Consider the following 23,322-nt stretch of genomic DNA (forward strand, 5'->3'; position numbering starts at 1 on the left):
GGGTGCTCGCGTTGCACGGCAGTGCGTTCTGCGGCCAGCCATCACGGCTTCTGATAGATCACGCGACCTGCACGGATGGTGGTGCTCACCTTCGCGAGGTTGCCGACGTCGCTGAGCGGATCGCCGTCGAGCACCACCAGATCGGCGTCAAAACCCTGCTCCACCCGACCCTTCTTCGCGGCCTTGAAGAACGTCGCCGGATTGGTCGTGAGCGAGGCCAGCACCTGACGCTCCGACAGCGCGCGATGCATCAGCTCGACTTCCTGCGTGGTGTCGTATTGCGTGGTGAAGCCGACATCGGTGCCGAACAGCACCGTGCCGCCATTCTCCGAAAACTGCTTGAGCTGGTTGACGGTCGCGGCCACCATACGGTTGGTGACGTTGGGATCGAGCACGACGGTGGTGAACAGCGCCAGCGTCGGGATCAGCGCAGTCCCCTGCGCCTTGAACCGCGCCAGCTGGTCCTCGCTATAGGCACGCTCGCCCGGCGTGGTGTGCGCGAGCACATCGACGTCAGCTACGATCACCGTCTCGACGCCGATCTTGTTCTGCGGGTGGGCGAACACCCGCCTGCCTTGCGCGTGCGCCACATCGACGGCCGCCTTGGCGATCGCCGGATCCATGTTCACGACCGGCTTGTCGCCCATGAACGCGCCGGTGAACAGCTTGATGCCGTCCTCGCCCATCGCGAGCCAGTCGCGCGCCCACTTTGTCGACTCCTCCGGCGTCGCGGCTTCCGGAAGCTGTATTTCGGGCGGCAGATACACGGGATGGCCGCCTTTGGGAAAGATGTTGCCGGCCAGCAGGATGTTGGGACCGGCGACCTCGCCCGCCGCAATGCGCCGGCGCAGCGGCAGCGTATTTCTTGGATCGGAGCCGAGATCCCAGACCGTGGTGAAGCCCCAACGCGTCAGCATCTCCTGCATGTGCTGCGTCAGCGCCTCGGCCGGTGCTGCGCCGGCGTTGCGCCAGGAACTCTGCGTGAAATGCACATGGCTGTTCCAGAACCCGGCAACAATGGTCTTGCCGGTGCAATCGATCACGCGCGCATCCGAGGGCAGCGTGACATCGATTGATTTGCCGACCGCACTGATGACTCCGTCGGTCATCACGACCACCGCATCCGGCAGCGCGGCCGCATCGGGCGAGGCGTAAACGCTGCCGCCGCGCAGCACAACGGTCTCGGCATGCACTGCCACTGAGGCGAGAACCGAGCCAACAACAACAAGCGCGACGCGTAGCCAGGTCCCGATCATGGACAGCCCCTTTCAAGATTGCACGCCGGCAACGGCCGGCGCGCGGCAACATAGAGGCTGCGCGCGGCGCGGTTTGATCGTTCTTGCTGTCGGAAACGGTTTCGCGGGCGCCCGCCCGTCACTCCTCGGGCGCGTTCTCGATCGGGTCGAAGCGGTCGGCCTCGAGCCCGAGCAGATTCCAGGATTGCAGCATGTGCGGCGGCAGCGGCGCGGTGGCATCGATCACGCCACCGCGCGGGTGCGGAATCACGATGCGGCGGGCCAGAAGATGCAGCCGGTTCTGCAGGCCGCCGGGCAGCTGCCAGTTCTCCTTGTTGAAGTATTTCGGGTCACCCACGATCGCGTGATCGATATGCGCCATGTGGGCGCGCAATTGATGGGTGCGGCCGGTCACCGGCTTGAGCGACACCCAGGCAAGCTTGGTCGCCGAGGTCTCGACCACGGCGTAATAGGTCACGGCGTGGCTGGCGCCCTCGTCGCCATGCGCTGCGATCCGCATGATGCTGTCCTCCTCGCTCTCCTCCTTGGCGAGGTAGGTCGAGATGCGGCCCTGCTTCGGCTTCGGCACGCCGGCGACCAGCGCCCAATAGATCTTGCGTGCCGAGCGATGGCGGAACGAGCCGGTCAGGGCGGTCGCGGCAAAACGCGTCTTGGCGATCAGCAGACAGCCCGAGGTCTCCCGGTCGAGCCGATGCACCAGCCGCGGCTTCTGCCCCTTGGCGTCGCGCATCACCTCCAGCATGTCGTCGACATTGCGCGTGATGCCGGAGCCGCCTTGAACCGCCAGACCTGCGGGCTTGTTCAGCACCATCACGTCGGCGTCCTCGAACAGGATCATGTCCTTGAGGTCCTGCAGGGTCTTCTTGGCCGCCTCGGAGAGGCTGGCGGCGGCCTTCGGCGTATCGAGCTTGAGCGGCGGAATGCGGACGCTCTGGCCTTCTTCCAGCCGGTCCTTGCTGTCCGCACGCTTGCCGTTGACGCGCAACTCGCCCTTACGAACGATGCGCTGGATGTGGGAAAACGACAGGCCGGGGAAACGCGCCTCAAGAAAGCGGTCGACCCGCATGTTGTTCTCGTCCGCCGTCACGACCACGGTCTGCACCTTGGTCGGCAACGGCGGTGGCTCGGCGACATGCTTCTCGGGCTCAGGCACGAACGGTTTGGGCGCACGCTGCTTGTCGCCAAGGCGCACCGCTGGCTTGCCGCCCGGACGATGCGCCGGCCCCCGCTCGGCCGCCGAGCCGCGATGGGGACGCGCACCCTTGGGACGCGCGCCTTTGGCGCGGTCGGCGGCTGGGCGGAGGGGTCTCTTGACGCGTCGGCTCATGGGGTTGCAACTCCGAAGTTAAGCCGTTGGGTAGCGCAAATGCCGCGAATCGTCACGGCGAAATCGGTATAAATCCTGCCACATCGGCCAGGTCCGGCCGCACACGGCAAGCGACGGAGAGCCCTGGAATGAGACTGGCGGTATCGGCTTTGGCGGCGGCCCTGATGCTGTCAGGCCCGGCGCTGGCCCAGGAGAGCCCGATGCCGGAAGAGCTCGCCTAGAAGCTGCTCGAACTCGGCCGCGTCGTCGAGATGCCCAAGACAGCCGCGCTCTACGCACCGCTGCAACAGAGGGAGCCCTATCAGGGCGTCAGGGTCGAGCGCGACGTCAAGTATGGCCTCGCCGACCGCCATCTGCTCGACGTCTTCACGCCGGACACAGCGTCGCCGCCACGGCCGGTGCTGATCTACATCCATGGCGGCGGCCTCATTGCCGGCGACAAGCGCGCACCCGGCAGCCCGTTCTACGACAACGTCATGCTGTGGGCCGCCAAGAGCGGCTTTGTCGGCGTCAACGCCACCTATCGCTTGGCGCCGGCGTTTCCGTGGCCGGCGGGCGCCGAAGACATGGGCGCGATCGTGCAATGGGTCGCGGAGAACATCGCGCTCCGCGGCGGCGATCCCAAACGCATCTTCCTGATGGGCCAGTCGGCCGGTGCGCTCCATGTCGCAAGCTATGTCGCGCACGGCGAATTCCACAAAGTGAAGGGCGGCGGCCTTGCCGGCACGATCATGGTGTCCGGCATCTACGATCTAACGGCCTCGCCGGCCGGCGACGCCGAGCTCGCTTATTACGGCTCCGACCCCTCGCGCTACGCCGAACGCTCCTCGCTGCAGGGCCTCGTTGCGAGCCCGATCCCGTTCCTGATCACCGCAGCCGAGCTCGATCCACCGCGCTTCGTCGAGCAATTCGAGCTCATGAAGCAAGCCAGCTGCAAGCGGCCAAGCGGCTGCGCCCGCAGCTTCATGCTGCCGCAGCACAGCCACATGTCGGAGGTCTATGCGATCAACACCCCGGACACGCGGCTGACGGACGAGATTTTGGAGTTCGTGAAGAGCGTGAAGTGAGGGGCTATTTGCCGCCCCGCTCCTTGCGCAGCCTGTCCCAGTAATCCAGCCGCTTGCGGATCTCGCGCTCAAAGCCGCGGTCGGGCGGATCGTAAAAAGTCTGGCGGCCCAGCGCTTCCGGGAAATAGTCCTGGCCGGAGAACGCGTCGGGCATGTCGTGATCATATTGATAGCCGGAGCCGTAGCCCTCCGACTTCATCAGCTTGGTCGGCGAATTCAGGATGTGCTTTGGCGGCAGCAGCGAGCCGCCCTGCTTTGCGGTCTGCATCGCCGCGCCGAACGCAGTGTAGACCGCGTTCGATTTCGGCGCGGTGGCGAGATAGACCACGGCCTGCGCGATCGCGAGCTCGCCCTCGGGCGAGCCCAGGAAATCATAGGCATCCTTGGCGGCGTTGCAGACCGCCAGCGCCTGCGGATCGGCAAGCCCGATGTCCTCGACCGCCATGCGCACCACGCGCCGCGCCAGGAACAGCGGATCCTCACCGGCATCGAGCATGCGCGCGAGATAATACAGCGCCGCATCCGGATCGGAGCCGCGCACCGACTTGTGCAGCGCCGAGATCAGATTGTAGTGACCGTCGGCCGATTTGTCGTAGATCGGCGCGCGGCGTTGCAGGATGTCCTGCAGCTGCTCGGCGTTGAACACCTCGCCCTTGCGCGCGGCGCGCCAGACCTCCTCGGCGAGCGTCAGCGAGGCGCGACCGTCGCCGTCGGCCATCCGCACCAGCACGGCGCGGGCTTCCGCATCGAGCGGCAGGCTCTTGCCCTCGACCTTCTCGGCATTGGCGAACAGGCGTTCGATCGCGGCGGTATCGAGCGAGTGAAACACCAGCACGCGGGCGCGCGACAAGAGCGCCGCGTTGAGCTCGAACGACGGATTTTCGGTGGTGGCGCCGACCAGCACCACGGTGCCGTCCTCCATCACGGGCAGGAAAGAATCCTGCTGCGCGCGGTTGAATCTGTGCACCTCGTCGACGAACAGCAGCGTGCCCTTGCCGGTCTCGCGGCGGGCGCGCGCGGCATCGAACGCCTTCTTCAAGTCGGCGACACCGGAGAACACCGCGGAGATCTGCTCGAAATGCAGCTCGGTGGCGTCGGCCAGAAGCCGCGCCACCGTGGTCTTGCCGGTGCCGGGCGGTCCCCAGAACACCAGCGAGCCCAGCGTGCGCGTCTCCAGCATGCGGGTCAGCGCACCGTCGGGCCCGAGGATGTGATCCTGGCCGACGACGTCGGCCAGCGTACGCGGGCGCAGCCGGTCCGGCAGCGGGTGCGGCGCGTCCTGCTCCATCCCCGCCGCAGCGAACAGGTTGCTGGCTTCCCGCGGTTGCTTTGGGCTCACTTGGGGCTCATCCGCCGAGCGTCACGTTGATCTGCTGGCCGCCGCGCACCAGCGTGATGCGCCAGACCCGCGTCCCCGTCTTCGATGCCTTCTCGAGGTCGCTGGTCCGCGCGATCTTCTCGTTGTTGACGGCGAGGATGATGTCGCCCTTCTGGAAACCGACATTGGCGGCGGTGCCGTCATCGGCAAGCTCGGTCACCACGACGCCCTCGGCGCCGGCGTCGAGATGCAGCTCGTCGGCCAGCGCCGGCGAGATGTTGGCGACCCTTGCGCCCTGGAACGGCGAGCGCGCGGTCAGCACGATCTCGTCGCGGTTGGTATCGGGCGCGGTCTCCAGCGGCACGGTGAGTTTCACCGGCTTGCCGGCGCGCTGCACCTCGATCTCCGCGCTGCCGCCGAGCGGGCGGGTCGCGAAGCGATAGTCGAACGCGTTGGGATCGTCGATCGCCTGGCCGTCGATGCCCACGATCAGGTCGGAGAGCTTCAGCCCGGCCTTCGCCGCCGGGCTGTTCGGCGCGACATTGGCGACCAGCGCGCCGGTCGGCAGCTTCAGCCCGAGCGTCTCGGCGATCTCCGGTGTGACCGCCTGCAGCCGCGCGCCAAGCCATGGCCGCTTCACCGCCTTGCCACCGCCCTTCGCGGAGGCCACCACCACGCGCACCATGTTGGCGGGGATCGCAAAGCCGATGCCCTGCGAGCCGCCGGAGCGCGAGAAGATCGCGGTGTTGATGCCGGCGAGCCGGCCGGTCATGTCGACCAGCGCGCCGCCGGAATTGCCGGGATTGATCGCGGCATCGGTCTGAATGAAGAATTGATAATCCGTGATCCCGACTTGAGTGCGCGCCAGGGCCGAGATGATGCCGTGCGTCACGGTCTGGCCGACGCCGAACGGATTGCCGATCGCCAGCACGACGTCGCCGACCTGCAGCTGGTCGGAGTTCGCGAAATCCAGCGTCGCGAATTTCTCCTTGTTGGTCCCCTTCAGCCGCAGCACCGCAAGGTCGGTGCGGCTGTCCTTCAGCACGATCTCGGCCTCATATTCGCGCTTGTCCGCGAGCGAGACCTTTACCTGGTCGGCGCCCTCGATCACGTGATTGTTTGTGACCACGAGGCCCGAGCCATCGACCATCACGCCGGAGCCAAGCGAACGCTGCATCTGCTCGGGCTGCTGCCCGGGCACGCCGAAAAATCGACGAAAAATAGGATCGTCCAGGAATGGATTGCGGTTCTGCACGGTCTTGGCGGCATAGACATTGACCACCGCCGGCTGCACCCGCTGCACGATCGGCGCATAGGACAGCTGCAGCTCGGCCTGCGAGGACGGCACGCGGCGGTCCTGGGCCGCGGCCGGGCCGAGATTCCCGATGAAAGCCAACGTGCACAGAGCGGATAGGGCAGCAAAGCGGGCGGGTCGGAGCATTCTCACCTCTCGTGGAAAACGCCGGAATATAGGCGTGTTCGCCGGGCAATTGAAGGGCGCCGGGCCCGATAACTGCCCCCCGCCGCCGCGGTGCAAAACCCGTGGCAGCCGCGTTGAAGCGCGCCCCCAAACTTCTATGATGACTGTCATCTCACTGCGCCGCTCCGCTTGTTGCCCGCGGACAACAAGCGGAACTGCGATGCTAGGCAGCGCTGTCGTGCGTCAGTCACGATCAACTCCTAGGACGTTTCAGTGAGTGAGTGGGGACTTCAAACACAACAGGGGTGCACAATGAGTGCGACAAAAGTTGGTGCAATCGCCATAGGGCTGGCCGGGGTGCTCGCCGCCTCACCGGCCTACTCGCAATCGGCCGGAGGCGGCAGCGATGCGGAGATCGCGCTGCTGAAGCAGCAGCTGAAGATGCTCGAGCAGAAGCTCGACAAACTGCAGAAGCAGACCAATGCCAACACCGCGACCGCAGCCAGCGCAAACGCCAACGCGAAGGCCGCGGACGCCAAGGCCGCGCGGGTCGCAACCGCCAATGCCGCCATCCCGGTCAAGGGTCCAGTCGCGCCTTCGGGCGTCGTGGTGACATTGCCGAACAACCGGCCGACGATCTGCACCGCGGACGAACAGAACTGCATCGCGATCACGAGCCGCATCCACTGGGATGTCGGCGGTTACGACTATCGTCCGAACACCGCGGGCACGTCGCCGCAGAAGCTCGACAGCGGCGAGAATCTGCGCCGCGCCCGCATCGGCGTGATCGGCAAATTCTTCGGCGACTGGAATTACGCGCTGATCTACGACTTCGGCGGCTCGTCGGACGGCTTCGGTGGCACGGCGGCGGGATCGCTGCCCGGCGGCGGCACCTCCGGCGTCGAGAATGCCTATCTCAGCTATACCGGCTTCAAGCCGTTCGGCGGCAAGATGGCGATCGAAGGCGGCATCATGGATCTGCCCTGGACGCTCGACGAGTCCACCAGCTCCAACGACATCCTGTTCATGGAGCGCGCCTCGGCCGGCATCATCGCGCAGAACGTTGCGGCAGGCGACTTCCGTTCGGCCGCCGGCACCCGCTGGTGGAACGACCAGCTCTGGCTCGGCGGCTATGTCACCGGACCGACCACCGGCCAGATTCACTCGGCGTCCAGCGTCACCCCGCCCGGATCATCGGAGCAGTATGGCGCGGTCGTCCGCGTTGCCGGCAATCCGATCAGCGGCAAGAACTATTCGGTGCATATCGGCGCCGATGCGGAATGGCTGGTCCAGCCGCCGCGCAATCTGGTGACGCAGGCGCAGACCCTCACGCTCAGCGACCGGCCCGAGCTGCGCATCGATCCGACGACGCTGATCTCGACCGGTGCGATCGCCAACGTCTCGGGGGCGCAGGTCTACGGCGTCGAGGCGGCGGCGACCTATGGTCCGTTCATCGCACAGGGCGAGTACTACTGGTTCAATATCGACCGCACTGCGAATACCGGGCTGCCGCCGTTCGGTGCGTCGAGCCTGAAATTCGACGGCGGTTACGCGCAGGTCGGCTATGTGCTGACCGGCGAGAACCACGCCTACAACCCGGCAACGGCCTCCTATGGCGGTATCAAGCCGCATGATCCGTTCTCGCTCGCCAGCGGCGGCTGGGGCGCCTGGGAAATCGCCGGCCGCGTCAGCCAGATGAACCTCAACGATCAGATCGGCCAGGCGGTCGGCATCGCCGGTGGACGGCAGACCGTCTACACCGCGGCGCTGAACTGGTACGTCAACAACAACGTCCGCTTCATGCTGAACTACCTGCACGGCGACGTCGCCAAGCAGGCGTCGGCGACTTCGACTGCGGATGTCGGCTCGAAGTTTGATGCGGTCGCGCTGCGCACGCAGGTTGCGTTCTGAGACGATCCGATTTGTCGTCAACAAACAGACGGCCGGGGCATCGCTCCGGCCGTTTTCATTTGAGCGTTCGTTTGACGCGTTTTCTTGACACGAACCGGCCCCCGCTTCGCCCGAAAGCGCTCAAGCCGCGCGCTTCGGCTTCTTCACAATGACCTCGGGCGCCGGCGCGCAGGACAGCCGCTCCTGATGGCCCTCGCCCCACGCTTTCAGAATATCGATCACCGGACGCAGGCTCTCGCCGAGTTCGGAGAGCGTGTATTCGACCCGCGGCGGCACTTCGGCATAGACCTTGCGGATCACGAGACCATCGTCCTCGAGCGCACGCAGCTGCTTGGTCAGCATGCGCTGGGTGATGCCGGGCATCCGCCGCCGCAACTCGCCGAAGCGCTGGGTGCCGGCCTGCAGATGATACAGGATCACGCCCTTCCATTTGCCGTCGATCAGGTCGAGCGCCGCCTCTACGGCGCAGCCCGGCCGGCGCGCAAAATTCTTCCGTTTCATCGGTATTTTCCCAATAGTATACAAACAGGGACTAGTTCCCTGAATTTACAGTACTTGCCAAATGGACGCCAGCGCGACAGTTATCACGGCAGGCAATCGCCCATTACGGAGACCAGGCATGAAGGCCGTCGGATACCAAAAATCGCTGCCGATCGAGGCGGCGGACTCGCTCGTCGATTTCGAGATCGCCAAGCCCGAGCCGAAGGGGCGCGACATCAGGGTTGCGGTGAGGGCCATCTCGGCCAACCCGGTCGACTACAAGGTGCGCAAGCGCGCGGCGCCGACCGACGGCGGCTACAAGATCCTCGGCTTTGATGCGGCCGGCGTGGTCGACGCGGTCGGGCCCGACGTGTCCCTCTTCAAGCCCGGCGACGAGGTGTTTTACGCAGGCTCGATCCTGCGCCAGGGCACCAATTCGGAATTTCATCTGGTCGACGAACGCATCGTCGGCAACAAGCCGGCATCGCTGTCCCTCGCGCAAGCGGCCGCCCTGCCCCTGACCTCGATCACCGCATGGGAGCTGTTGTTCGACCGGCTCGGCGCCGTGCCGGGCAAGAGTCTCGACCCGCGTACGCTGCTGATCACCGGCGGCGCCGGCGGCGTCGGCTCGATCCTGATCCAGCTTGCCCGCCGCCTCACCGGCCTCTCGGCCGGAATCGCAAAAATGGTGCCTCGATCTCGGTGCGCATGCGGTGATCGATCATTCGCAGCCGATGAAGGAGCAGATCGAGAAGCTGAAGCTGCCGCCGGTCGGCCTCGTCGCCAGCCTCACCTTCACCGATCAGCACTACAAGTCGATCGCCGACTTCATCGCACCGCAGGGCAAGTTCGGCCTGATCGACGATCCCTCGGAGTTCAACGTCGCCGCGTTCAAGGGCAAGGCGGTCTCGGTGCACTGGGAATCGATGTTCACGCGCTCGTCGTTCCAGACGCCTGATATGATCGCGCAGCATCATCTTCTCAACGATGTCGCCGACCTCATCGACAAGGGCGTGCTGCGCACCACGCTCGATCAAACCTTCGGCACCATCAATGCCGCCAACCTGAAGCGCGCCCATGCCCTGCTGGAAAGCGGCAAGTCGCGTGGCAAGATCGTGCTGGAAGGCTGGTAGGCGCCAAAGCGTAGGGTGGGTTAGCCGAAGGCGTAACCCACCATCTCTCCCAGCGAAGGCGGCGGGTTACGCTGACGCTAACCCGCCCTACGCCCTCGCGAGACTTCCCCACAGGCCGGCGTGTCGCTTTTGCCAAAGCCGCGAGATCGCCTGTATAGTTTACGCAACGATCACCCCGTCCTCAATCCGGCCGACGCGAGAAGCGGCTGGAGCGGTGGTGACGCCCACGGGGATGGGAGGAAACCGATGAATTTGCTCACGGCCGATCCGTCGCGGATCGATCCGGAGTGGATGACGCGGGCGCTGCGCGAAGCCGGTGTGATCGACCGGGTCAGGGTCGTCGATCTCGCCTGCAAGCCGGTCGGTAATGGCCTTGTCGGCGACTCCTATCGATTTCGTCTGACCTATGACGGTGACGCGCCGAACGCACCCTTAAGCGTCATTGGCAAATTCCCTGCCGCAGATCCCGACAGCCGCCGCTCCGGTTCCGCGCACATGCTTTATGTTCGCGAGGTCGCGTTCTATCGCGAGCTGGCGGCGACCGTCGCCATTCACACCCCGCGGCCGATCCTCGCCGAAATCGATCCGGCGACCGACGACTTCACGCTGATTCTCGAAGATCTGGCGCCCGCTCGCCAGGGCGACCAGCTCGAGGGATGCTCGATCGCGGACTGCCAGACAGCGATGGCCGAGGCCGCCGCCTTGCACGCGCCGCGATGGAGCGATCCGACGCTGGACGCGGTGCACTGCTTCGTGGTGGCCGCAAGCCGACGCAAGGATTTCCGCGCGACGCTGCCTGCCATCATCGGTCACTACAAGGAGCGGTATCGTGGCGTGATCGAGCCGGAATTCCTTGATTTGATCGACCGGCTTCCGGACGCGGTCCCGCGCTACCAGTCCGAGCAATCGACGCCGCGAACCCTGCAGCATGCGGACTTCAGGCTCGATAACATCCTGTTCGACGTCCGCGGCAATACCCGACCGATGGCGACGCTGGACTGGCAGACGCTGACGGTTGGCCCTGGAATCGTCGACGTCGCCTATTTCCTGTCGGCCGGCATCGAACCGTCGGAACGGCGGCTTCACGAAGCCGATCTGGTGCGATCATATCATTCGGAACTGATCCGGCGCGGCGTGCGGGACTATGGCTGGGATCAGTGCTGGCGGGATTACCGGCGCTACACCCTGCATGGCATCATGATGGGCGTCGTCTCCGCGCTGAGCGTCCAGCGCTCCGAGCGCGGCGACGCACTGTTCCTGAAGATGACCCGCGGCGCCTGCGCGCAAGCGCTGGATCACGACAGTTTTGCATACTGGCAGGACTAAGGGGTACCGAAAGGGATTTGCGTGCTCAACAAACTCGACGAATTCCCGATCCACCAGACGCCGGAACCGATCGCGGTCCCCATCACCAGCGACCGCAATGTCTATGACCGCACCTGGTTCAATGGCTACACCGCCGACGGCGCGTATTATTTCGGCATCGGTATGGCGATCTATCCGCACCGCAAGATCCTCGATTGCGCGTTCAGCGTCGTGGAACGCGGCGGACGGCAGCACTGCTTCTACGGGTCGCGACGCGCGCCGATCGAGCGTACCGAGATGCAGGTCGGCCCTTTCAGGCTGGAGGTGCTCGAACCGATGCTGCGGACCCGGGTCGTGCTCGACGACAATGCGACGGGGCTGGCCTGCGACCTGACCTTTTCCGCGCGCACCGCTGCGATCCAGGAAGCGCGCCAGACGCTCTGGTCGGGCGATCGCCGTGCCATGGACTCGACCCGGTTCGACCAGTTCGGCCGCTGGCACGGCGTCATCAGCCACCCCGACGGCGAGATCAAGGTCGACGATCGCTCATGCTACGGCACCAAGGATCGCTCCTGGGGCGTTCGCAATGTCGGCGAACGCGATGTCGGAGGCGTGCCGATGCCACCGCCGAGCGTGTTCTTCCTCTGGGCGCCGCTGGTCTGGGACGACCACATCTCGCACGCCATCTTCTTCGATGGGACGCGCGGCGAGGCGCTGGTCCGCGAGGGCATCATCGCCCCGCTCTACCAGAGCGAGGCCGAGGTCCCCGGCGTCGTCGACGGGCTCGACCGCCGCATGGCGACCGCGCGGCACCGCGTGACCTACGTGCCGAACACACGGTTGGCGAAGTCGGCTGAAATCGACCTGGTCGACATCGACGGCCACACCAGCACGATCGCGCTCGATCCGATCCTCAAATTCCAGATGAAGGGCCTCGGCTACGGTCATCCGCAATGGGGCCAGGGCATGTGGAAGGGTGAGCTCGAGATCGGCGGCGAATCGTTCGATCCTTCGACGCTCGACCCGCTGGCGCGCGAGAACGTGCACGTGCAACAGGTGGTGCGCGCCCGCCAGGGCGACCGGACCGGAATCGGCGTTCTCGAGCAATTGTGCTTCGGCCCCTACCGTCCCTCAGGCTTCAGCGAATTCCTCGACGGAGCCAAAGGTTAGCTCGGCGGCATGCCCTCGACGAAGATCAGCCGGCGGTCGAGCGCAGTGCGCCGATGCTTGAGCGCCTCGGCATATTCCGGCGACGCGTACCACTCGCGCAGACGCGTCATCGACGGGAATTCGACGACGATGATGTTGTTCGGCGGCGGTCCGCCCTCAACCACGTCAGCAGCACCGCCGCGCACCAGATAACGCCCGCCATATTGCGCGATCGCCCTGGCGGCGATCGTACGATAGGCCTCGAAGCCCGCGGCCTCCTTCACGTCGACTACGGAAATCACATAGGCTGACATGGCCGCACCTCATGCGATGGTGTTGACGATGCCGCCCTCGGCGCGCAGCGCGGCGCCGTTGGTCGCCGAGGCCTGCTTCGAGCAGACATAGACCACGAGGTTGGCGATCTCCTCGGTGCTGGCAAAGCGCTGCAGCAGCGAGGTCGGCCGGTGCTGCTTGACGAAGTTGGAGGCCGCCTCCTCGACCGACTGGCCGTTCTGCTTGGCCAGATCCTTGACGAAGGTCTCGACTCCCTCGGACATGGTTGGCCCGGGCAGCACCGAGTTGACGGTGACCGCGGTGCCGCGGGTCAGCTGCGCCAGCCCGCGCGCGATCGCAAGCTGCGCGGTCTTGGTCGTGCCGTAATGGATCATCTCGGTCGGGATGTTGAGGCCGGATTCCGAGGAGATGAAGACGATGCGGCCCCAGTTGCGCTTCAGCATGCCCTGCATGTAGCCGCGCGACAGCCGCACCCCCGACATCACGTTGACTTCGAAGAATCGGCTCCAGTCCTCGTCGGGAATGTCGAAGAACGGCTTCGGCTCGAAGATGCCGGCATTGTTGACGAGGATGTCGACCTCGGGCAGCGCCGCCAGCAGCGCCGTGCAGCCGGCCGATGTCGAGACGTCGGCGGCAATGCCGCGGAGCTTGGCGCCCGGAACCGCCTTGGCGATCGCGGTAACGGCTGCATCAACCTTGGCCTGGCCGCGGCCATTGATGACGACCTCGGCGCCGGTCCCGGCCAGTCCTTTTGCAATGGCGTGGCCGATGCCCGCGGTCGAGCCGGTCACCAGCGCAGTCTTTCCGGAAAGGTCGATTTTCATCTGTCATCTCCTTTGATGTTGAAGGAGATATCGGGCGCGGCATGATGCACCGCAATTGCATCTCACCGACGCGTGAGGAAGTAGAAGACATCTCGTCGTCCTGGCGAAAGCCAGGACCCACTGCCACCGGTGGATGAAACCGGCGTTGGCCACTGTGCCCGCTTGATAAATCCCGCGGTAGGGGTCCTGGCATTCGCCAGGACGACGACGGGGATAGAGCGACGCCACCAACAACGAAAAACGGCGCCCGGAGGCGCCGCTTTAAAACCTTGGCTCGAGACCGGCTTACGCCGCCTCGGCTTCCTTGTCCTGGGTCGGACCGGAGTCCTGGCCCTTGGCGTCGACGTCGCGATCGACGAACTCGATCACGGCCATCGCCGCGTTATCGCCGTAGCGGAAGCCGGCCTTGATGATGCGGGTGTAGCCGCCCTGGCGGTCCTTGTAGCGGGTCGCCAGCGTGTCGAACAGCTTCCTGACCTGGTCGACGTCGCGCAGCTCCGAGATCGCCTGACGGCGCAGGGCCAGCCCGCCCTTCTTGCCGAGGGTGACGAGCTTCTCGACGATCGGCCGCAGCTCCTTGGCCTTCGGTAGCGTGGTGACGATCTGCTCGTGCTTGATCAGCGCGGCCGCCATGTTGGCGAACATCGCACGCCGGTGCTCGGCGGTGCGGTTTAGCTTCCGATGAACCTTGCCGTGACGCATTGACTTCTTCCTTCTTCAATTCTGCCGCGGTGGTTCAGCGACAAGTCTTGCAGGTGGGCATCCTGCGTTCGCCCATTAAAAAATCGTGGCCGGAGGTTTTCCGGCCACGACAGTGAAAATGGATCAGTAATGATCCTCGAAGCGTTTGGCGAGCTCGTCGATGTTCTCCGGCGGCCAACCCGGCACTTCCATGCCGAGATGCAGACCCATCTGGGCCAGCACTTCCTTGATCTCGTTCAGCGACTTGCGGCCGAAGTTCGGGGTGCGGAGCATTTCCGCTTCCGACTTCTGCACGAGGTCGCCGATGTAGACGATGTTGTCGTTCTTCAGGCAGTTTGCCGAACGCACCGACAGCTCGAGCTCGTCGACCTTCTTGAGGAACGCCGGGTTGAACGCGAGATCGGGGATGATCTCCTGCGTGACTTCCTTGCGCGGCTCTTCGAAGTTGACGAACACGTTGAGCTGATCCTGCAAGATGCGCGCAGCGTAGGCCACCGCGTCATCCGGCGTGATCGCGCCGTTGGTCTCGATCGTCATGGTCAGCTTGTCGTAGTCGAGGATCTGGCCCTCACGGGTGTTCTCGACCTTGTAGGAGACCTTGCGGACCGGCGAGAACAGGCTGTCGACCGGGATCAGGCCGATCGGGGCATCCTCGGGACGGTTGCGTTCGGCGGCGACATAGCCCTTGCCGGTCGCGACCGTGAATTCCATGCGGATCTCGGCGCCGTCGTCCAGCGTGCAGATCTGCAGGTCCGGATTGAGCACCACGACGTCGCCGACGGTCTGGATGTCGCCAGCGGTGACGGCGCCCGGGCCCTGCTTCTTGACGACCATGCGCTTGGGGCCTTCGCCCTGCATCTTGATCGCGATGTCCTTGATGTTGAGCACGATGTCGGTGACGTCTTCACGCACACCGGCGATCGAGGAGAACTCGTGCAGCACGCCGTCGATATGCACCGACTGCACTGCCGCGCCCTGCAGCGAGGACAGCAGGATGCGGCGCAGCGCGTTGCCGAGCGTCTGGCCGAAGCCACGCTCGAGCGGTTCGGCGACGACGGTGGCGAACCGGCTCGCGTCCGAGCCCGGCGTCACCTGCAGCTTGTTCGGTCGAATGAGTTCTTGCCAATTTTTCTGGATCGTCACTTTTTTCACCCTTTGCCAGTCGCAAGGCCAGTCGAATGGCCGAACCTGGCGTTGGAGATCGCGGAACAGTCCGCGCGGTCAATTCCAAAAACCATCGCAGGGCGGCAGACCGCCGCCCGCGACTTACAGATCAAACGCGCCGACGCTTGCGCGGACGGCAGCCATTGTGCGGGATCGTGGTCACGTCGCGGATCGAGGTGACGGTGAAGCCCGCGGCCTGCAGCGCGCGCAGCGCCGACTCACGGCCCGAACCCGGGCCGGCCACTTCAACCTCCAGCGTGCGCATGCCGTGTTCCTGCGCCTTCTTGGAGACGTCTTCGGCCGCGACCTGCGCGGCATAGGGGGTCGACTTGCGCGAGCCCTTGAAGCCCATCGTGCCGGCCGACGACCAGGCGATGGTGTTGCCTTGCGCGTCGGTGATTGTGATGGTCGTGTTGTTGAACGACGAATTCACGTGCGCGATGCCAGAGGCGATGTTCTTGCGTTCGCGGCGGCGTACGCGGGTGGCTTCCTTGCCCATTTCAAACCTTTCCTGTGATCTCAAGCGCCGCCGTAGTGCCAGCGGCTACACCTCAAAACGCAAATGGCGAGTAGCGAACTTCAATTCGCTACTCCCCACCTGCAATTCGCAAAACTTACTTCTTCTTGCCGGCGATCGCCTTGGCCGGCCCCTTGCGCGTACGCGCATTGGTGTGGGTGCGCTGACCGCGCACCGGCAGACCGCGGCGATGACGCAGGCCGCGATAGCAGCCGAGGTCCATCAGCCGCTTGATGTTGATGCCGACCTCGCGACGGAGGTCGCCCTCGACCAGATAGTCGCGGTCGATGACTTCGCGGATCTGCAGGACCTCCTGGTCGGTCAACTGATTGACGCGACGGTCCACCGGAATCTTGGTCTTCTCCATGATGTCGGCCGCGTTCTTCTGGCCGATGCCATGGATGTACTGAAGCGCGATCAGGACGCGCTTGTTGGTCGGAATGTTGACGCCGGCAATACGGGCCACGGACTTCTCTCCTGTCGCCGATCCATCACGGATACGGGCTGCTCAAGTTCTTGCTCTCTCGGGCTTGTGTTCACAAACGCGAACACGACGCCCTCCCCTCATGTCATTCGGGGCCCGGCATCGTCATAAAACTATCCAACTTGGATGCGGGGCTTATTAAAGGATTCATGTCGGTTTCGTCAACCGCTCCTAGCGTTTAGCTCGCTTTTTCGTGAGCTTTTTTGCCGCCTTTTTGACGGCTTTTGCCCCCTTCCGGGCATTCGCGGCACGAGAGGCCTGCTTTGCCCCCTTCTTGGCGGGTTTCTTCGCAGCCTTTTTGGCGCCCTTGTTGGTACCTTTGGCTTTGGCGACCGCCTTTGAGGCCCCCGTGGCGGCCTTCCGGGCCGGCTTAGCTGCCTTCTTGGCCGGCATTTTGGTCGTCTTCTTGGCCGTCTTGGTGGCCTTCGAAGCGCTCTTGGCCGGCTTCTTGGCCGGCTCGTCGGCCTTCGATTCGAGGGCGCCGATCGCCGCCAGGATCCGGTTGATGTCGCGGGTGACGTGCTCGATGGTCATCATGCCATCGACCGTCAGGAGCTTCCGCCGCTCGGAATAGTAGTGAATCAGCGGTTCTGTCATCGACCGGTACTGCGCGAGGCGCTTGGTCAGCACTTCCGGCGTGTCGTCGAGTCGCACTTCCTCGCCGCGCGCGCGGGTCTCTTCGGCGCGCTTCTCAACACGCGCGAGCAGCGCGCTCTCGTTGACACGCAGCTCGACAACGGCGTCGAGCTTGAGATGTCTTTTCCTGAGGAGCTCGTCCAGGGCCTCCGCCTGCGGCACGGTGCGCGGGAAGCCATCCAGGATGAAGCCCTTCTTGGCGTCGGGCTCCTCGATCCGGTCGGCGATGATTCCCACCACGACCTCGTCGGGAACCAGGCCGCCATTGGCCATGATCTCCTTGGCCTGCAAGCCCACCGGCGTGCCCGCGGCAGCCGCGGCGCGCAGCATCTCGCCGGTCGAGAGCTGGACGATGCCGTGCTTGTGCACCAGCCGCTGCGCCTGGGTTCCCTTGCCCGAGCCCGGCGGCCCCAAAAGGATCAATCTCATATCTGTTTCGCCCCCCGGCTAGGTGGGCGAGGTCCGCACACCTGAGTTTTGAGTTTGAAGCCGCGCCGTGATCAGCGGCGGCGGCCTCCCCTGAGCTTCGACTTCCTGATCAGCCCTTCATACTGATGAGCGAGCAGATAGCCCTGCACCTGCGACACCGTATCCATCGTCACGCTAACGACGATCAGGAGCGAGGTGCCGCCAAAGTAGAACGGGACCGAGGCGTAGGAAATCAGAATTTCAGGAATCAGGCAGACGATCGCGAGATAGATCGCACCGAGCACTGTGATGCGCGACAGCACGTAGTCGATATATTCGGCGGTGCGCTCGCCGGGACGGATTCCCGGGATGAAGCCGCCATGCTTCTTCAGATTGTCCGCGGTCTCGGTCGGGTTGAACACGATCGCGGTGTAGAAGAACGCGAAGAACACGATCAGCGCGAGATACATGAACAGGAACAGCGGCCGGCCGTGGCTGAGCTGGGTGGTGATCCACTGGAACCACTCCGGGCCCTTGCCGGCGTTGAAGTTCGCAACCGTGGTCGGCAGCAGCAGCAGCGACGAGGCGAAGATCGGCGGGATCACGCCCGAGGTGTTGAGCTTGAGCGGCAGATGCGAGGACTGGCCCTCGAACATCTTGTTGCCGACCTGACGCTTCGGATACTGGATCAGCAGCCGGCGCTGCGCGCGCTCCATGAACACGATGAACGCGATCACGGCGACCGCCATCACGATGACGATCAGGATCAGGCCGGTCGACATCGCGCCCTGGCGGCCGAGTTCCAGCATGTTGGCGAGCGCCGACGGCAGCTCGGCGACAATGCCGGACAGGATGATCAGCGAAATACCGTTGCCGATGCCGCGCGAGGTGATCTGCTCGCCGAGCCACATCAGGAACATGGTGCCGCCGGTCAGCGTGATCGCGGTCGACAGGCGGAAGAACATGCCGGGGTCGCTGACGACGTTGCCGGCGCCTTCGAGGCCGATCGCGATACCGTAGGACTGGAACGCGGCCAGTATCACCGTCAAATAGCGGGTGTACTGGTTCAGCGTCTTGCGGCCCGCCTCGCCTTCCTTCTTGAGCGCCTCGAGCTGCGGCGACACGGTGGTCAGCAGCTGCACGATGATCGATGCCGAAATGTACGGCATGATGTTCAGCGCGAAGATCGCCATGCGGTGGATGCCGCCGCCGGCGAACATGTTGAACATGCCGAGGATGCCGCCGGACTGGCTGCGGAACACCTGCTCCCAGATGTTGGGATCGATGCCCGGCAGCGGGATGTAGGTGCCCAGCCGATAAACAAGCAGCGCACCCAGGGTGAACCAGATGCGCTTCTTCAGCTCGTCGGCTTTCGCCAGCTGTCCGAAATTGAGGTTGGCGGCAAGTTGTTCGGCTGCTGAGACCATTTTCGGCTTTCTCCCGGAGCCCCCTTCGCCGACGCCCCCTTTGGGGAGTCGGCAGACACCGGACATTATCTGGTGCTCGGCCTCGATAAGTCCATCATTCGAGCTGCGGATTGCCCGCGCCGCGCGCGGGCAATGACGCAGATGTTACGCCGCCTCGCCTTCTTCCTTGGCGGGCGCCAGGATCTTGACCGAGCCGCCAGCCTTCTCGACCGCGGCAATGGCCGACTTGGAGGCGCCGTGCACCTCGATCGTCAGCTTGGTCTTGATCTCACCACGGCCGAGCAGCCGCAGGCCGTCCTTGGCGCGGCGCAGCACGCCGGCCTTCACCAGCGATTCGACGTTCACCGTGGCGGACGCGTCCACCAGCTTGTTGTCGATCGCTTCCTGCAGACGGTCGAGATTGATCTCGGCGAAGTCGAGCCGGAAGATGTTGTTGAAGCCGCGCTTCGGCAGACGGCGATGCATCGGCATCTGGCCGCCTTCGAAACCCTTGATGCGGACGCCCGAACGCGCGGTCTGGCCCTTGCCGCCGCGGCCCGAGGTCTTGCCCTTGCCGGAACCGATGCCACGGCCGACACGCATGCGCTTCTTGCGCGAGCCGGCGTTGTCGGCGATATCGCTGAGCTTCATCGCCCTTCTCCTTATCTCTGCTTACTCGCCGACGACGCGGACGAGATGCTGGACTTTGCTGATCATGCCGCGAACTTCAGGGGTATCCTGCAGTTCGGCGGTGCGGCCGATCTTGTTGAGCTTGAGGCCGATCAGCGTCGAACGCTGCGAGTGATGGCGGCGGATTGCGCTGCCGATCTGCTCGACCTTGATGGTCTTGCTGGCCTTGGCCATGACAGTAACTCCAAATAGCGCGCTGGCTGGTCGCGCGGGGTTATTCCGCCACCACTTCGGCGTCGCCGCCGACGCGGCGCGACTGCAGGGTGGAGACCTTGATGTTGCGGCGGGCCGCCACCGAGCGCGGCGAATCCTGATGCTTCAGCGCGTCGAAGGTTGCGCGAACCATGTTGTAGGGGTTCGACGAGCCGATCGACTTCGCCACCACGTCCTGGATGCCGAGCGTCTCGAACACCGCGCGCATCGGGCCGCCGGCGATGATGCCGGTACCGGCCGGAGCGGCACGCAGGTAGACGCGGCCGGCGCCGTGACGGCCGGCGATGTCGTGATGCAGCGTGCGACCTTCACGAAGCGCGACGCGCGTCAGATTGCGCTTCGCCGATTCGGTCGCCTTGCGGATCGCCTCCGGCACTTCGCGCGCCTTGCCGTGGCCGAACCCGACCCGGCCCTTCTGATCGCCGATCACGACCAGCGCCGCAAAGCCGAAGCGCTTGCCGCCCTTGACGACCTTCGCCACGCGATTGATGTGGACGAGCTTGTCGACGAACTCGCTGTCGCGCTCTTCGCGATCCCTGCTCCGTTCGCGTCCGCCGCGTTCGCGTTCACCTGCCATGGTGTTTTCCAATCTCTAGGAGGCCCAAGCCTCTTTCCTTGTAATCGTTCGATTCGTTTAGAAGCTCAATCCGCCTTCGCGCGCCGCATCCGCGAGCGCCTTGACGCGCCCGTGATAGATGTAGGCGCCGCGATCGAACACGACTTCCTTGACGCCCTTCTGCGCCGCGCGCTCGGCGAGCAGCTTGCCGACCGCCTTCGCAGCATCGATGTCGGCGCCGGTCTTGCCGGCGTCGCGCAGATTCTTCTCCAGCGACGAGGCGGAAGCGAGCGTCTCGCCCTTCTGGTCGTCGATGACCTGGGCGTAGATGTGCTTGGACGAGCGGAACACCGACAGCCGCGGACGGCCGCCTGCCGAGCGGCGAAGCGCAAGGCGCACGCGCTGCTTGCGCCGGGCATTCGTAACCTTGAGTGACATGACCGGCTCCGTTACTTCTTCTTGCCTTCCTTGCGGAAGATGAATTCGTTGGCGTACTTCACGCCCTTGCCCTTGTAGGGCTCCGGCGGGCGGTAGGCGCGGATCTCGGCGGCGACCTGGCCGACGCGCTGCGGATCGTTGCCGGTGATCGTGATCTCGGTCGGCTTCGGCACCGCGATGGTGATGCCTTCCGGGATCGCGTAGACCACGTCGTGGCTGTAGCCGAGCGCGAGCTGCAGGTTCTTGCCCTGCATCGCGGCGCGGTAGCCGACGCCGGTGATCTCGAGCTTCCTCTCGAAGCCCTTGGTGACGCCCTCGACGAGGTTGGCGACCTGCGCGCGCGCGGTGCCGTACATCGCCTGCGCACGGTTGGTCTTGACGCGCGGAGCGACCTTGACCTGGCCGTTCTCGAACTTCACCTCGACGTCGTCATGCACCACGAACTGAAGCTGACCCTTCGGCCCCTTCACCTTGACGGTCTGGCCCTCGACGCTCGCCGTCACACCCGACGGGATCGCCACCGGCCTTTTGCCGATACGTGACATCGTAAAATCCTTCCTCAGAACACCGTGAAGAGAACTTCGCCGCCCACGTTGGCGTCGCGCGCCTCGTGGTCAGCCATGATTCCCTTCGGCGTCGACAACACCGAAATGCCGAGACCGTTGTTCACGCGCGGCAGGTTCTTCACCGAGGCGTAAACGCGGCGGCCCGGCTTCGACACCCGCTCGATTTCGCGGATGACGGGCTCGCCGTCGAAATACTTCAGCTCGATCTCGAGTTCGCTGCGGCCCGAGGCATGCTCGACGCTGGCGTAGCCGCGGATGTAACCCTCGGACTTCAGCACTTCGAGCACGTTGGCGCGCATCTTCGAGCCCGGGGTCGAAACCTTGGACTTGGAGCGCATCTGCGCGTTGCGGATGCGGGTGATGAGATCGCTGATCGGATCGTGCGTAGACATGGTTCCGACCCTCCTTACCAGCTCGACTTCACGAGCCCGGGAACCAGGCCCTTGGAGCCGAGTTCACGCAGCGCGATGCGCGAGAGCTTGTTCTTGCGATAGTTCGAGCGCGGACGCCCGGTCAGCTCGCAGCGGTTGCGGATGCGCGTCGGCGACGAGTTGCGCGGCATCTCGGCGAGCTTCAGTGTCGCCGCGAAGCGCTCTTCCATCGGCTTGGTCTTGTCGGCGATGATCGCCTTCAGCTTCTCACGCTGCGGGGCAGCATTCTTCGCCATCCGCTTGCGCCGGTTATTCTTCTCGATCGAACTCTTCTTTGCCATGCTTGGCTCCTGGGTATCCGCGTTTGAGTGGCTTTGGCTCAGCTACTCACTGCCGGAACGGGAAATTGAAAGCGGCCAACAAGGCACGTGCCTCGTCGTCGGTCTTGGCGGTGGTGCACACCGTGATGTCCATGCCACGCGCTTCCGAGACCTTGTCGAAGTCGATCTCGGGGAAAATGATGTGCTCCTTGATGCCGAGCGAATAATTGCCGCGGCCGTCGAAGCTCTTCGGGTTCAGGCCGCGGAAGTCGCGGACGCGAGGCAGCGCCACGTTCACCAGGCGGTCGATGAACTCGTACATATGGGTCTTGCGCAGCGTGACCTTGCAGCCGATCGGCTGGTTCTCGCGCAGCTTGAAGGTCGCGATCGCGATCCGCGAATAGGTCACGATCGCCTTCTGGCCGGCGATCAGGCTCAATTCGGCAGCGGCGGTCTCGGCCTTCTTGCGGTCGTTGACGGAATCGCCGACGCCCATGTTGAGCACGACCTTGTCGAGGCGCGGCACCTGCATCACGTTGGCATAGCCGAACTTCTCGGTCATCATGCCGCGGATCTTCTTGTCATACTCCGCGCGCAGGCGCGGCGTGTAAGCTGTATCAGCCATCGATCTCTGCTCCCGAGCTCTTGGCAACACGAACCTTCTTGCCATCGGCCTGAATCTTGAACCCAATGCGGGTCGGCTTGCCGTCCTTGCCGACATACGCCACGTTGGACAGGTGGATCGGCATCTCCTTGGAGATGATGCCGCCTTCCTGGGTCTGGCTCTGCTTCTGGTGACGCTTCACCATGTTGATGCCGCGCACGAGAGCCTTGTTCTCGTCCGGACGCACCTCGAACACCTCGCCGGTGCGACCCTTGTCGCGGCCGGTGAGCACCATCACCTTGTCGCCCTTGCGGATCTTGGCAGCCATCACAGCACCTCCGGCGCGAGCGAAATGATCTTCATGTGGTTCTTGGCGCGCAGCTCGCGCGGCACCGGCCCGAAGATACGGGTGCCGACCGGCTCGGACTGATTGTTGATCAGCACGGCGGCGTTGCGGTCGAAACGGATGACCGAACCGTCGGCGCGGCGGATGTCCTTGCGGACCCGGACCACGACGGCCTTCATGACGTCGCCCTTCTTCACCTTGCCACGCGGAATGGCTTCCTTGATCGACACAACGATAACGTCGCCCACGGTGGCATAGCGGCGCTTGGAACCTCCAAGAACCTTGATGCACATGACACGGCGTGCGCCTGAATTATCGGCCACGTCGAGGTTGGTCTGCATCTGAATCATTGATGCACCTCGTCCTCTTTCTGCGCTTTAGCGCGCCCAAAATTTCCCTGAATTCCTCGGCCAGGCC

The 23,322-nt window shown here is 64.5% G+C and carries 27 protein-coding genes and 1 pseudogene; 5 read left to right on the plus strand and 23 right to left on the minus strand.

Features of this window, described 5'->3' with window-relative positions:
• Positions 1-41: 41 nt before the first annotated feature.
• Complete coding sequence (locus WDM24_RS24790; RefSeq protein WP_338827425.1) at positions 42-1,256, minus strand: amidohydrolase family protein; 1,215 nt, start codon at positions 1,254-1,256, stop codon at positions 42-44.
• Positions 1,257-1,374: 118 nt separating this feature from the next.
• The gene (locus tag WDM24_RS24795; protein WP_166297339.1) at positions 1,375-2,583 is read right to left on the minus strand and encodes an RluA family pseudouridine synthase; all 1,209 of its coding nucleotides are present in this window, start codon (positions 2,581-2,583) and stop codon (positions 1,375-1,377) included.
• Positions 2,584-2,834: 251 nt separating this feature from the next.
• Here WDM24_RS24795 and WDM24_RS24800 point away from each other — a divergent pair, with 251 nt between their 5' ends.
• The gene (locus WDM24_RS24800; RefSeq protein WP_338827427.1) at positions 2,835-3,650 is read left to right on the plus strand and encodes an alpha/beta hydrolase; all 816 of its coding nucleotides are present in this window, start codon (positions 2,835-2,837) and stop codon (positions 3,648-3,650) included.
• 4 nt (positions 3,651-3,654) lie between these two features.
• Here the strand turns inward: WDM24_RS24800 and WDM24_RS24805 are convergent, their stop codons facing one another.
• The gene (locus WDM24_RS24805; RefSeq protein WP_338827429.1) at positions 3,655-4,989 is read right to left on the minus strand and encodes a replication-associated recombination protein A; all 1,335 of its coding nucleotides are present in this window, start codon (positions 4,987-4,989) and stop codon (positions 3,655-3,657) included.
• Between the two features lie 7 nt (positions 4,990-4,996).
• Positions 4,997-6,409 carry a DegQ family serine endoprotease gene (locus tag WDM24_RS24810; RefSeq protein ID WP_338689781.1) on the minus strand — a complete coding sequence of 471 codons (1,413 nt, stop codon included), beginning with the start codon at positions 6,407-6,409 and terminating at the stop codon, positions 4,997-4,999.
• Positions 6,410-6,700: 291 nt separating this feature from the next.
• Here WDM24_RS24810 and WDM24_RS24815 point away from each other — a divergent pair, with 291 nt between their 5' ends.
• Entirely contained in the window at positions 6,701-8,299 is a 1,599-nt protein-coding gene (locus WDM24_RS24815; RefSeq protein ID WP_338827430.1) for an OprO/OprP family phosphate-selective porin, read from the plus strand.
• 120 nt (positions 8,300-8,419) lie between these two features.
• Here WDM24_RS24815 and WDM24_RS24820 read toward each other — a convergent pair whose 3' ends face one another.
• The gene (locus tag WDM24_RS24820) at positions 8,420-8,800 is read right to left on the minus strand and encodes a helix-turn-helix domain-containing protein (protein ID WP_338827431.1); all 381 of its coding nucleotides are present in this window, start codon (positions 8,798-8,800) and stop codon (positions 8,420-8,422) included.
• A gap of 118 nt (positions 8,801-8,918) precedes the next feature.
• Between WDM24_RS24820 and WDM24_RS24825 the strand changes: the two are divergent.
• From WDM24_RS24825 to WDM24_RS24835, 3 genes and pseudogenes are all read left to right on the plus strand, one after another.
• Positions 8,919-9,912: pseudogene (locus WDM24_RS24825) on the plus strand (zinc-binding alcohol dehydrogenase family protein).
• A 246-nt stretch (positions 9,913-10,158) separates the two neighbouring features.
• A complete protein-coding gene (locus WDM24_RS24830; RefSeq protein WP_338827433.1) occupies positions 10,159-11,238 on the plus strand; it encodes a phosphotransferase family protein in 1,080 nt (359 codons plus the stop codon).
• Positions 11,239-11,259: 21 nt separating this feature from the next.
• The gene (locus WDM24_RS24835) at positions 11,260-12,387 is read left to right on the plus strand and encodes a hypothetical protein (RefSeq protein WP_338827435.1); all 1,128 of its coding nucleotides are present in this window, start codon (positions 11,260-11,262) and stop codon (positions 12,385-12,387) included.
• Here WDM24_RS24835 and WDM24_RS24840 read toward each other — a convergent pair.
• The 18 genes from WDM24_RS24840 to rplN all read right to left on the minus strand — a co-directional run bounded on the left by WDM24_RS24840 (position 12,384) and on the right by rplN (position 23,255).
• On the minus strand, positions 12,384-12,680 hold the full coding sequence (locus WDM24_RS24840; RefSeq protein ID WP_338827437.1) for a DUF1330 domain-containing protein: 297 nt from the start codon (positions 12,678-12,680) through the stop codon (positions 12,384-12,386). The genes WDM24_RS24835 and WDM24_RS24840 overlap by 4 nt on opposite strands.
• Positions 12,681-12,689: 9 nt before the next feature.
• Entirely contained in the window at positions 12,690-13,484 is a 795-nt protein-coding gene (locus tag WDM24_RS24845; protein ID WP_338827439.1) for an SDR family oxidoreductase, read from the minus strand.
• A 285-nt stretch (positions 13,485-13,769) separates the two neighbouring features.
• On the minus strand, positions 13,770-14,186 hold the full coding sequence (rplQ, locus tag WDM24_RS24850; RefSeq protein WP_028335465.1) for a 50S ribosomal protein L17: 417 nt from the start codon (positions 14,184-14,186) through the stop codon (positions 13,770-13,772).
• A gap of 123 nt (positions 14,187-14,309) precedes the next feature.
• Positions 14,310-15,329 carry a DNA-directed RNA polymerase subunit alpha gene (locus WDM24_RS24855; protein ID WP_029081753.1) on the minus strand — a complete coding sequence of 340 codons (1,020 nt, stop codon included), beginning with the start codon at positions 15,327-15,329 and terminating at the stop codon, positions 14,310-14,312.
• Between the two features lie 130 nt (positions 15,330-15,459).
• Positions 15,460-15,849, minus strand: a complete 390-nt coding sequence (gene rpsK, locus WDM24_RS24860) for a 30S ribosomal protein S11 (RefSeq protein ID WP_006021048.1) — start codon at positions 15,847-15,849, stop codon at positions 15,460-15,462.
• A 115-nt stretch (positions 15,850-15,964) separates the two neighbouring features.
• Positions 15,965-16,333 (minus strand): 30S ribosomal protein S13, encoded by a 369-nt coding sequence (gene rpsM, locus WDM24_RS24865; protein ID WP_029081754.1) that lies wholly within the window; start codon positions 16,331-16,333, stop codon positions 15,965-15,967.
• 189 nt (positions 16,334-16,522) lie between these two features.
• A complete protein-coding gene (locus WDM24_RS24870) occupies positions 16,523-17,416 on the minus strand; it encodes an adenylate kinase (protein ID WP_338827441.1) in 894 nt (297 codons plus the stop codon).
• 71 nt (positions 17,417-17,487) lie between these two features.
• Complete coding sequence (gene secY / locus WDM24_RS24875; RefSeq protein ID WP_029081756.1) at positions 17,488-18,822, minus strand: preprotein translocase subunit SecY; 1,335 nt, start codon at positions 18,820-18,822, stop codon at positions 17,488-17,490.
• Positions 18,823-18,966: 144 nt separating this feature from the next.
• Positions 18,967-19,452 (minus strand): 50S ribosomal protein L15, encoded by a 486-nt coding sequence (rplO, locus tag WDM24_RS24880; protein ID WP_028339310.1) that lies wholly within the window; start codon positions 19,450-19,452, stop codon positions 18,967-18,969.
• A 21-nt stretch (positions 19,453-19,473) separates the two neighbouring features.
• The gene (gene rpmD / locus WDM24_RS24885) at positions 19,474-19,665 is read right to left on the minus strand and encodes a 50S ribosomal protein L30 (protein ID WP_166297353.1); all 192 of its coding nucleotides are present in this window, start codon (positions 19,663-19,665) and stop codon (positions 19,474-19,476) included.
• Positions 19,666-19,705: 40 nt separating this feature from the next.
• Complete coding sequence (gene rpsE, locus WDM24_RS24890) at positions 19,706-20,281, minus strand: 30S ribosomal protein S5 (protein WP_028349043.1); 576 nt, start codon at positions 20,279-20,281, stop codon at positions 19,706-19,708.
• A 57-nt stretch (positions 20,282-20,338) separates the two neighbouring features.
• The gene (gene rplR, locus WDM24_RS24895) at positions 20,339-20,698 is read right to left on the minus strand and encodes a 50S ribosomal protein L18 (RefSeq protein WP_029081760.1); all 360 of its coding nucleotides are present in this window, start codon (positions 20,696-20,698) and stop codon (positions 20,339-20,341) included.
• A gap of 11 nt (positions 20,699-20,709) precedes the next feature.
• Positions 20,710-21,243, minus strand: a complete 534-nt coding sequence (gene rplF / locus WDM24_RS24900) for a 50S ribosomal protein L6 (RefSeq protein WP_338827443.1) — start codon at positions 21,241-21,243, stop codon at positions 20,710-20,712.
• A 14-nt stretch (positions 21,244-21,257) separates the two neighbouring features.
• Positions 21,258-21,656 carry a 30S ribosomal protein S8 gene (rpsH, locus tag WDM24_RS24905; RefSeq protein ID WP_029081761.1) on the minus strand — a complete coding sequence of 133 codons (399 nt, stop codon included), beginning with the start codon at positions 21,654-21,656 and terminating at the stop codon, positions 21,258-21,260.
• A 14-nt stretch (positions 21,657-21,670) separates the two neighbouring features.
• A complete protein-coding gene (gene rpsN, locus WDM24_RS24910; protein WP_029081762.1) occupies positions 21,671-21,976 on the minus strand; it encodes a 30S ribosomal protein S14 in 306 nt (101 codons plus the stop codon).
• 46 nt (positions 21,977-22,022) lie between these two features.
• On the minus strand, positions 22,023-22,580 hold the full coding sequence (gene rplE, locus WDM24_RS24915; protein ID WP_166205917.1) for a 50S ribosomal protein L5: 558 nt from the start codon (positions 22,578-22,580) through the stop codon (positions 22,023-22,025).
• Entirely contained in the window at positions 22,573-22,887 is a 315-nt protein-coding gene (rplX, locus tag WDM24_RS24920) for a 50S ribosomal protein L24 (RefSeq protein ID WP_029081764.1), read from the minus strand. The genes rplE and rplX overlap by 8 nt, the downstream gene beginning before the upstream one ends.
• Positions 22,887-23,255 carry a 50S ribosomal protein L14 gene (gene rplN, locus WDM24_RS24925; protein WP_011473865.1) on the minus strand — a complete coding sequence of 123 codons (369 nt, stop codon included), beginning with the start codon at positions 23,253-23,255 and terminating at the stop codon, positions 22,887-22,889. The genes rplX and rplN overlap by 1 nt, the downstream gene beginning before the upstream one ends.
• Between the last annotated feature and the right edge of the window lie 67 nt (positions 23,256-23,322).

It is taken from the genome of Bradyrhizobium sp. 27S5 (genome assembly GCF_037217225.1).
Taxonomy (GTDB): Bacteria; Pseudomonadota; Alphaproteobacteria; order Rhizobiales; family Xanthobacteraceae; genus Bradyrhizobium; species Bradyrhizobium septentrionale.

What these genes read in the sequence shown, in the direction of transcription:
- rplQ (WP_028335465.1), bottom strand. Translation starts at nt 14,186, where the DNA reads ATGCGTCACGGCAAGGTTCATCGGAAGCTAAACCGCACCGCCGAGCAC.
- rplR (WP_029081760.1), bottom strand. Translation starts at nt 20,698, where the DNA reads ATGTCACTCAAGGTTACGAATGCCCGGCGCAAGCAGCGCGTGCGCCTT.
- rpmD (WP_166297353.1), bottom strand. Translation starts at nt 19,665, where the DNA reads ATGGCCAAGGCCAGCAAGACCATCAAGGTCGAGCAGATCGGCAGCGCA.
- WDM24_RS24830 (WP_338827433.1), top strand. Translation starts at nt 10,159, where the DNA reads ATGAATTTGCTCACGGCCGATCCGTCGCGGATCGATCCGGAGTGGATG.
- rplN (WP_011473865.1), bottom strand. Translation starts at nt 23,255, where the DNA reads ATGATTCAGATGCAGACCAACCTCGACGTGGCCGATAATTCAGGCGCA.
- rplF (WP_338827443.1), bottom strand. Translation starts at nt 21,243, where the DNA reads ATGTCACGTATCGGCAAAAGGCCGGTGGCGATCCCGTCGGGTGTGACG.
- rpsN (WP_029081762.1), bottom strand. Translation starts at nt 21,976, where the DNA reads ATGGCAAAGAAGAGTTCGATCGAGAAGAATAACCGGCGCAAGCGGATG.
- rpsE (WP_028349043.1), bottom strand. Translation starts at nt 20,281, where the DNA reads ATGGCAGGTGAACGCGAACGCGGCGGACGCGAACGGAGCAGGGATCGC.
- rpsH (WP_029081761.1), bottom strand. Translation starts at nt 21,656, where the DNA reads ATGTCTACGCACGATCCGATCAGCGATCTCATCACCCGCATCCGCAAC.
- WDM24_RS24800 (WP_338827427.1), top strand. Translation starts at nt 2,835, where the DNA reads ATGCCCAAGACAGCCGCGCTCTACGCACCGCTGCAACAGAGGGAGCCC.
- WDM24_RS24870 (WP_338827441.1), bottom strand. Translation starts at nt 17,416, where the DNA reads ATGAGATTGATCCTTTTGGGGCCGCCGGGCTCGGGCAAGGGAACCCAG.
- WDM24_RS24845 (WP_338827439.1), bottom strand. Translation starts at nt 13,484, where the DNA reads ATGAAAATCGACCTTTCCGGAAAGACTGCGCTGGTGACCGGCTCGACC.
- WDM24_RS24810 (WP_338689781.1), bottom strand. Translation starts at nt 6,409, where the DNA reads ATGCTCCGACCCGCCCGCTTTGCTGCCCTATCCGCTCTGTGCACGTTG.
- WDM24_RS24790 (WP_338827425.1), bottom strand. Translation starts at nt 1,256, where the DNA reads ATGATCGGGACCTGGCTACGCGTCGCGCTTGTTGTTGTTGGCTCGGTT.
- WDM24_RS24840 (WP_338827437.1), bottom strand. Translation starts at nt 12,680, where the DNA reads ATGTCAGCCTATGTGATTTCCGTAGTCGACGTGAAGGAGGCCGCGGGC.
- rplO (WP_028339310.1), bottom strand. Translation starts at nt 19,452, where the DNA reads ATGAAGCTCAGCGATATCGCCGACAACGCCGGCTCGCGCAAGAAGCGC.
- rplX (WP_029081764.1), bottom strand. Translation starts at nt 22,887, where the DNA reads ATGGCTGCCAAGATCCGCAAGGGCGACAAGGTGATGGTGCTCACCGGC.
- secY (WP_029081756.1), bottom strand. Translation starts at nt 18,822, where the DNA reads ATGGTCTCAGCAGCCGAACAACTTGCCGCCAACCTCAATTTCGGACAG.
- WDM24_RS24795 (WP_166297339.1), bottom strand. Translation starts at nt 2,583, where the DNA reads ATGAGCCGACGCGTCAAGAGACCCCTCCGCCCAGCCGCCGACCGCGCC.
- rplE (WP_166205917.1), bottom strand. Translation starts at nt 22,580, where the DNA reads ATGGCTGATACAGCTTACACGCCGCGCCTGCGCGCGGAGTATGACAAG.
- WDM24_RS24815 (WP_338827430.1), top strand. Translation starts at nt 6,701, where the DNA reads ATGAGTGCGACAAAAGTTGGTGCAATCGCCATAGGGCTGGCCGGGGTG.
- rpsK (WP_006021048.1), bottom strand. Translation starts at nt 15,849, where the DNA reads ATGGGCAAGGAAGCCACCCGCGTACGCCGCCGCGAACGCAAGAACATC.
- WDM24_RS24820 (WP_338827431.1), bottom strand. Translation starts at nt 8,800, where the DNA reads ATGAAACGGAAGAATTTTGCGCGCCGGCCGGGCTGCGCCGTAGAGGCG.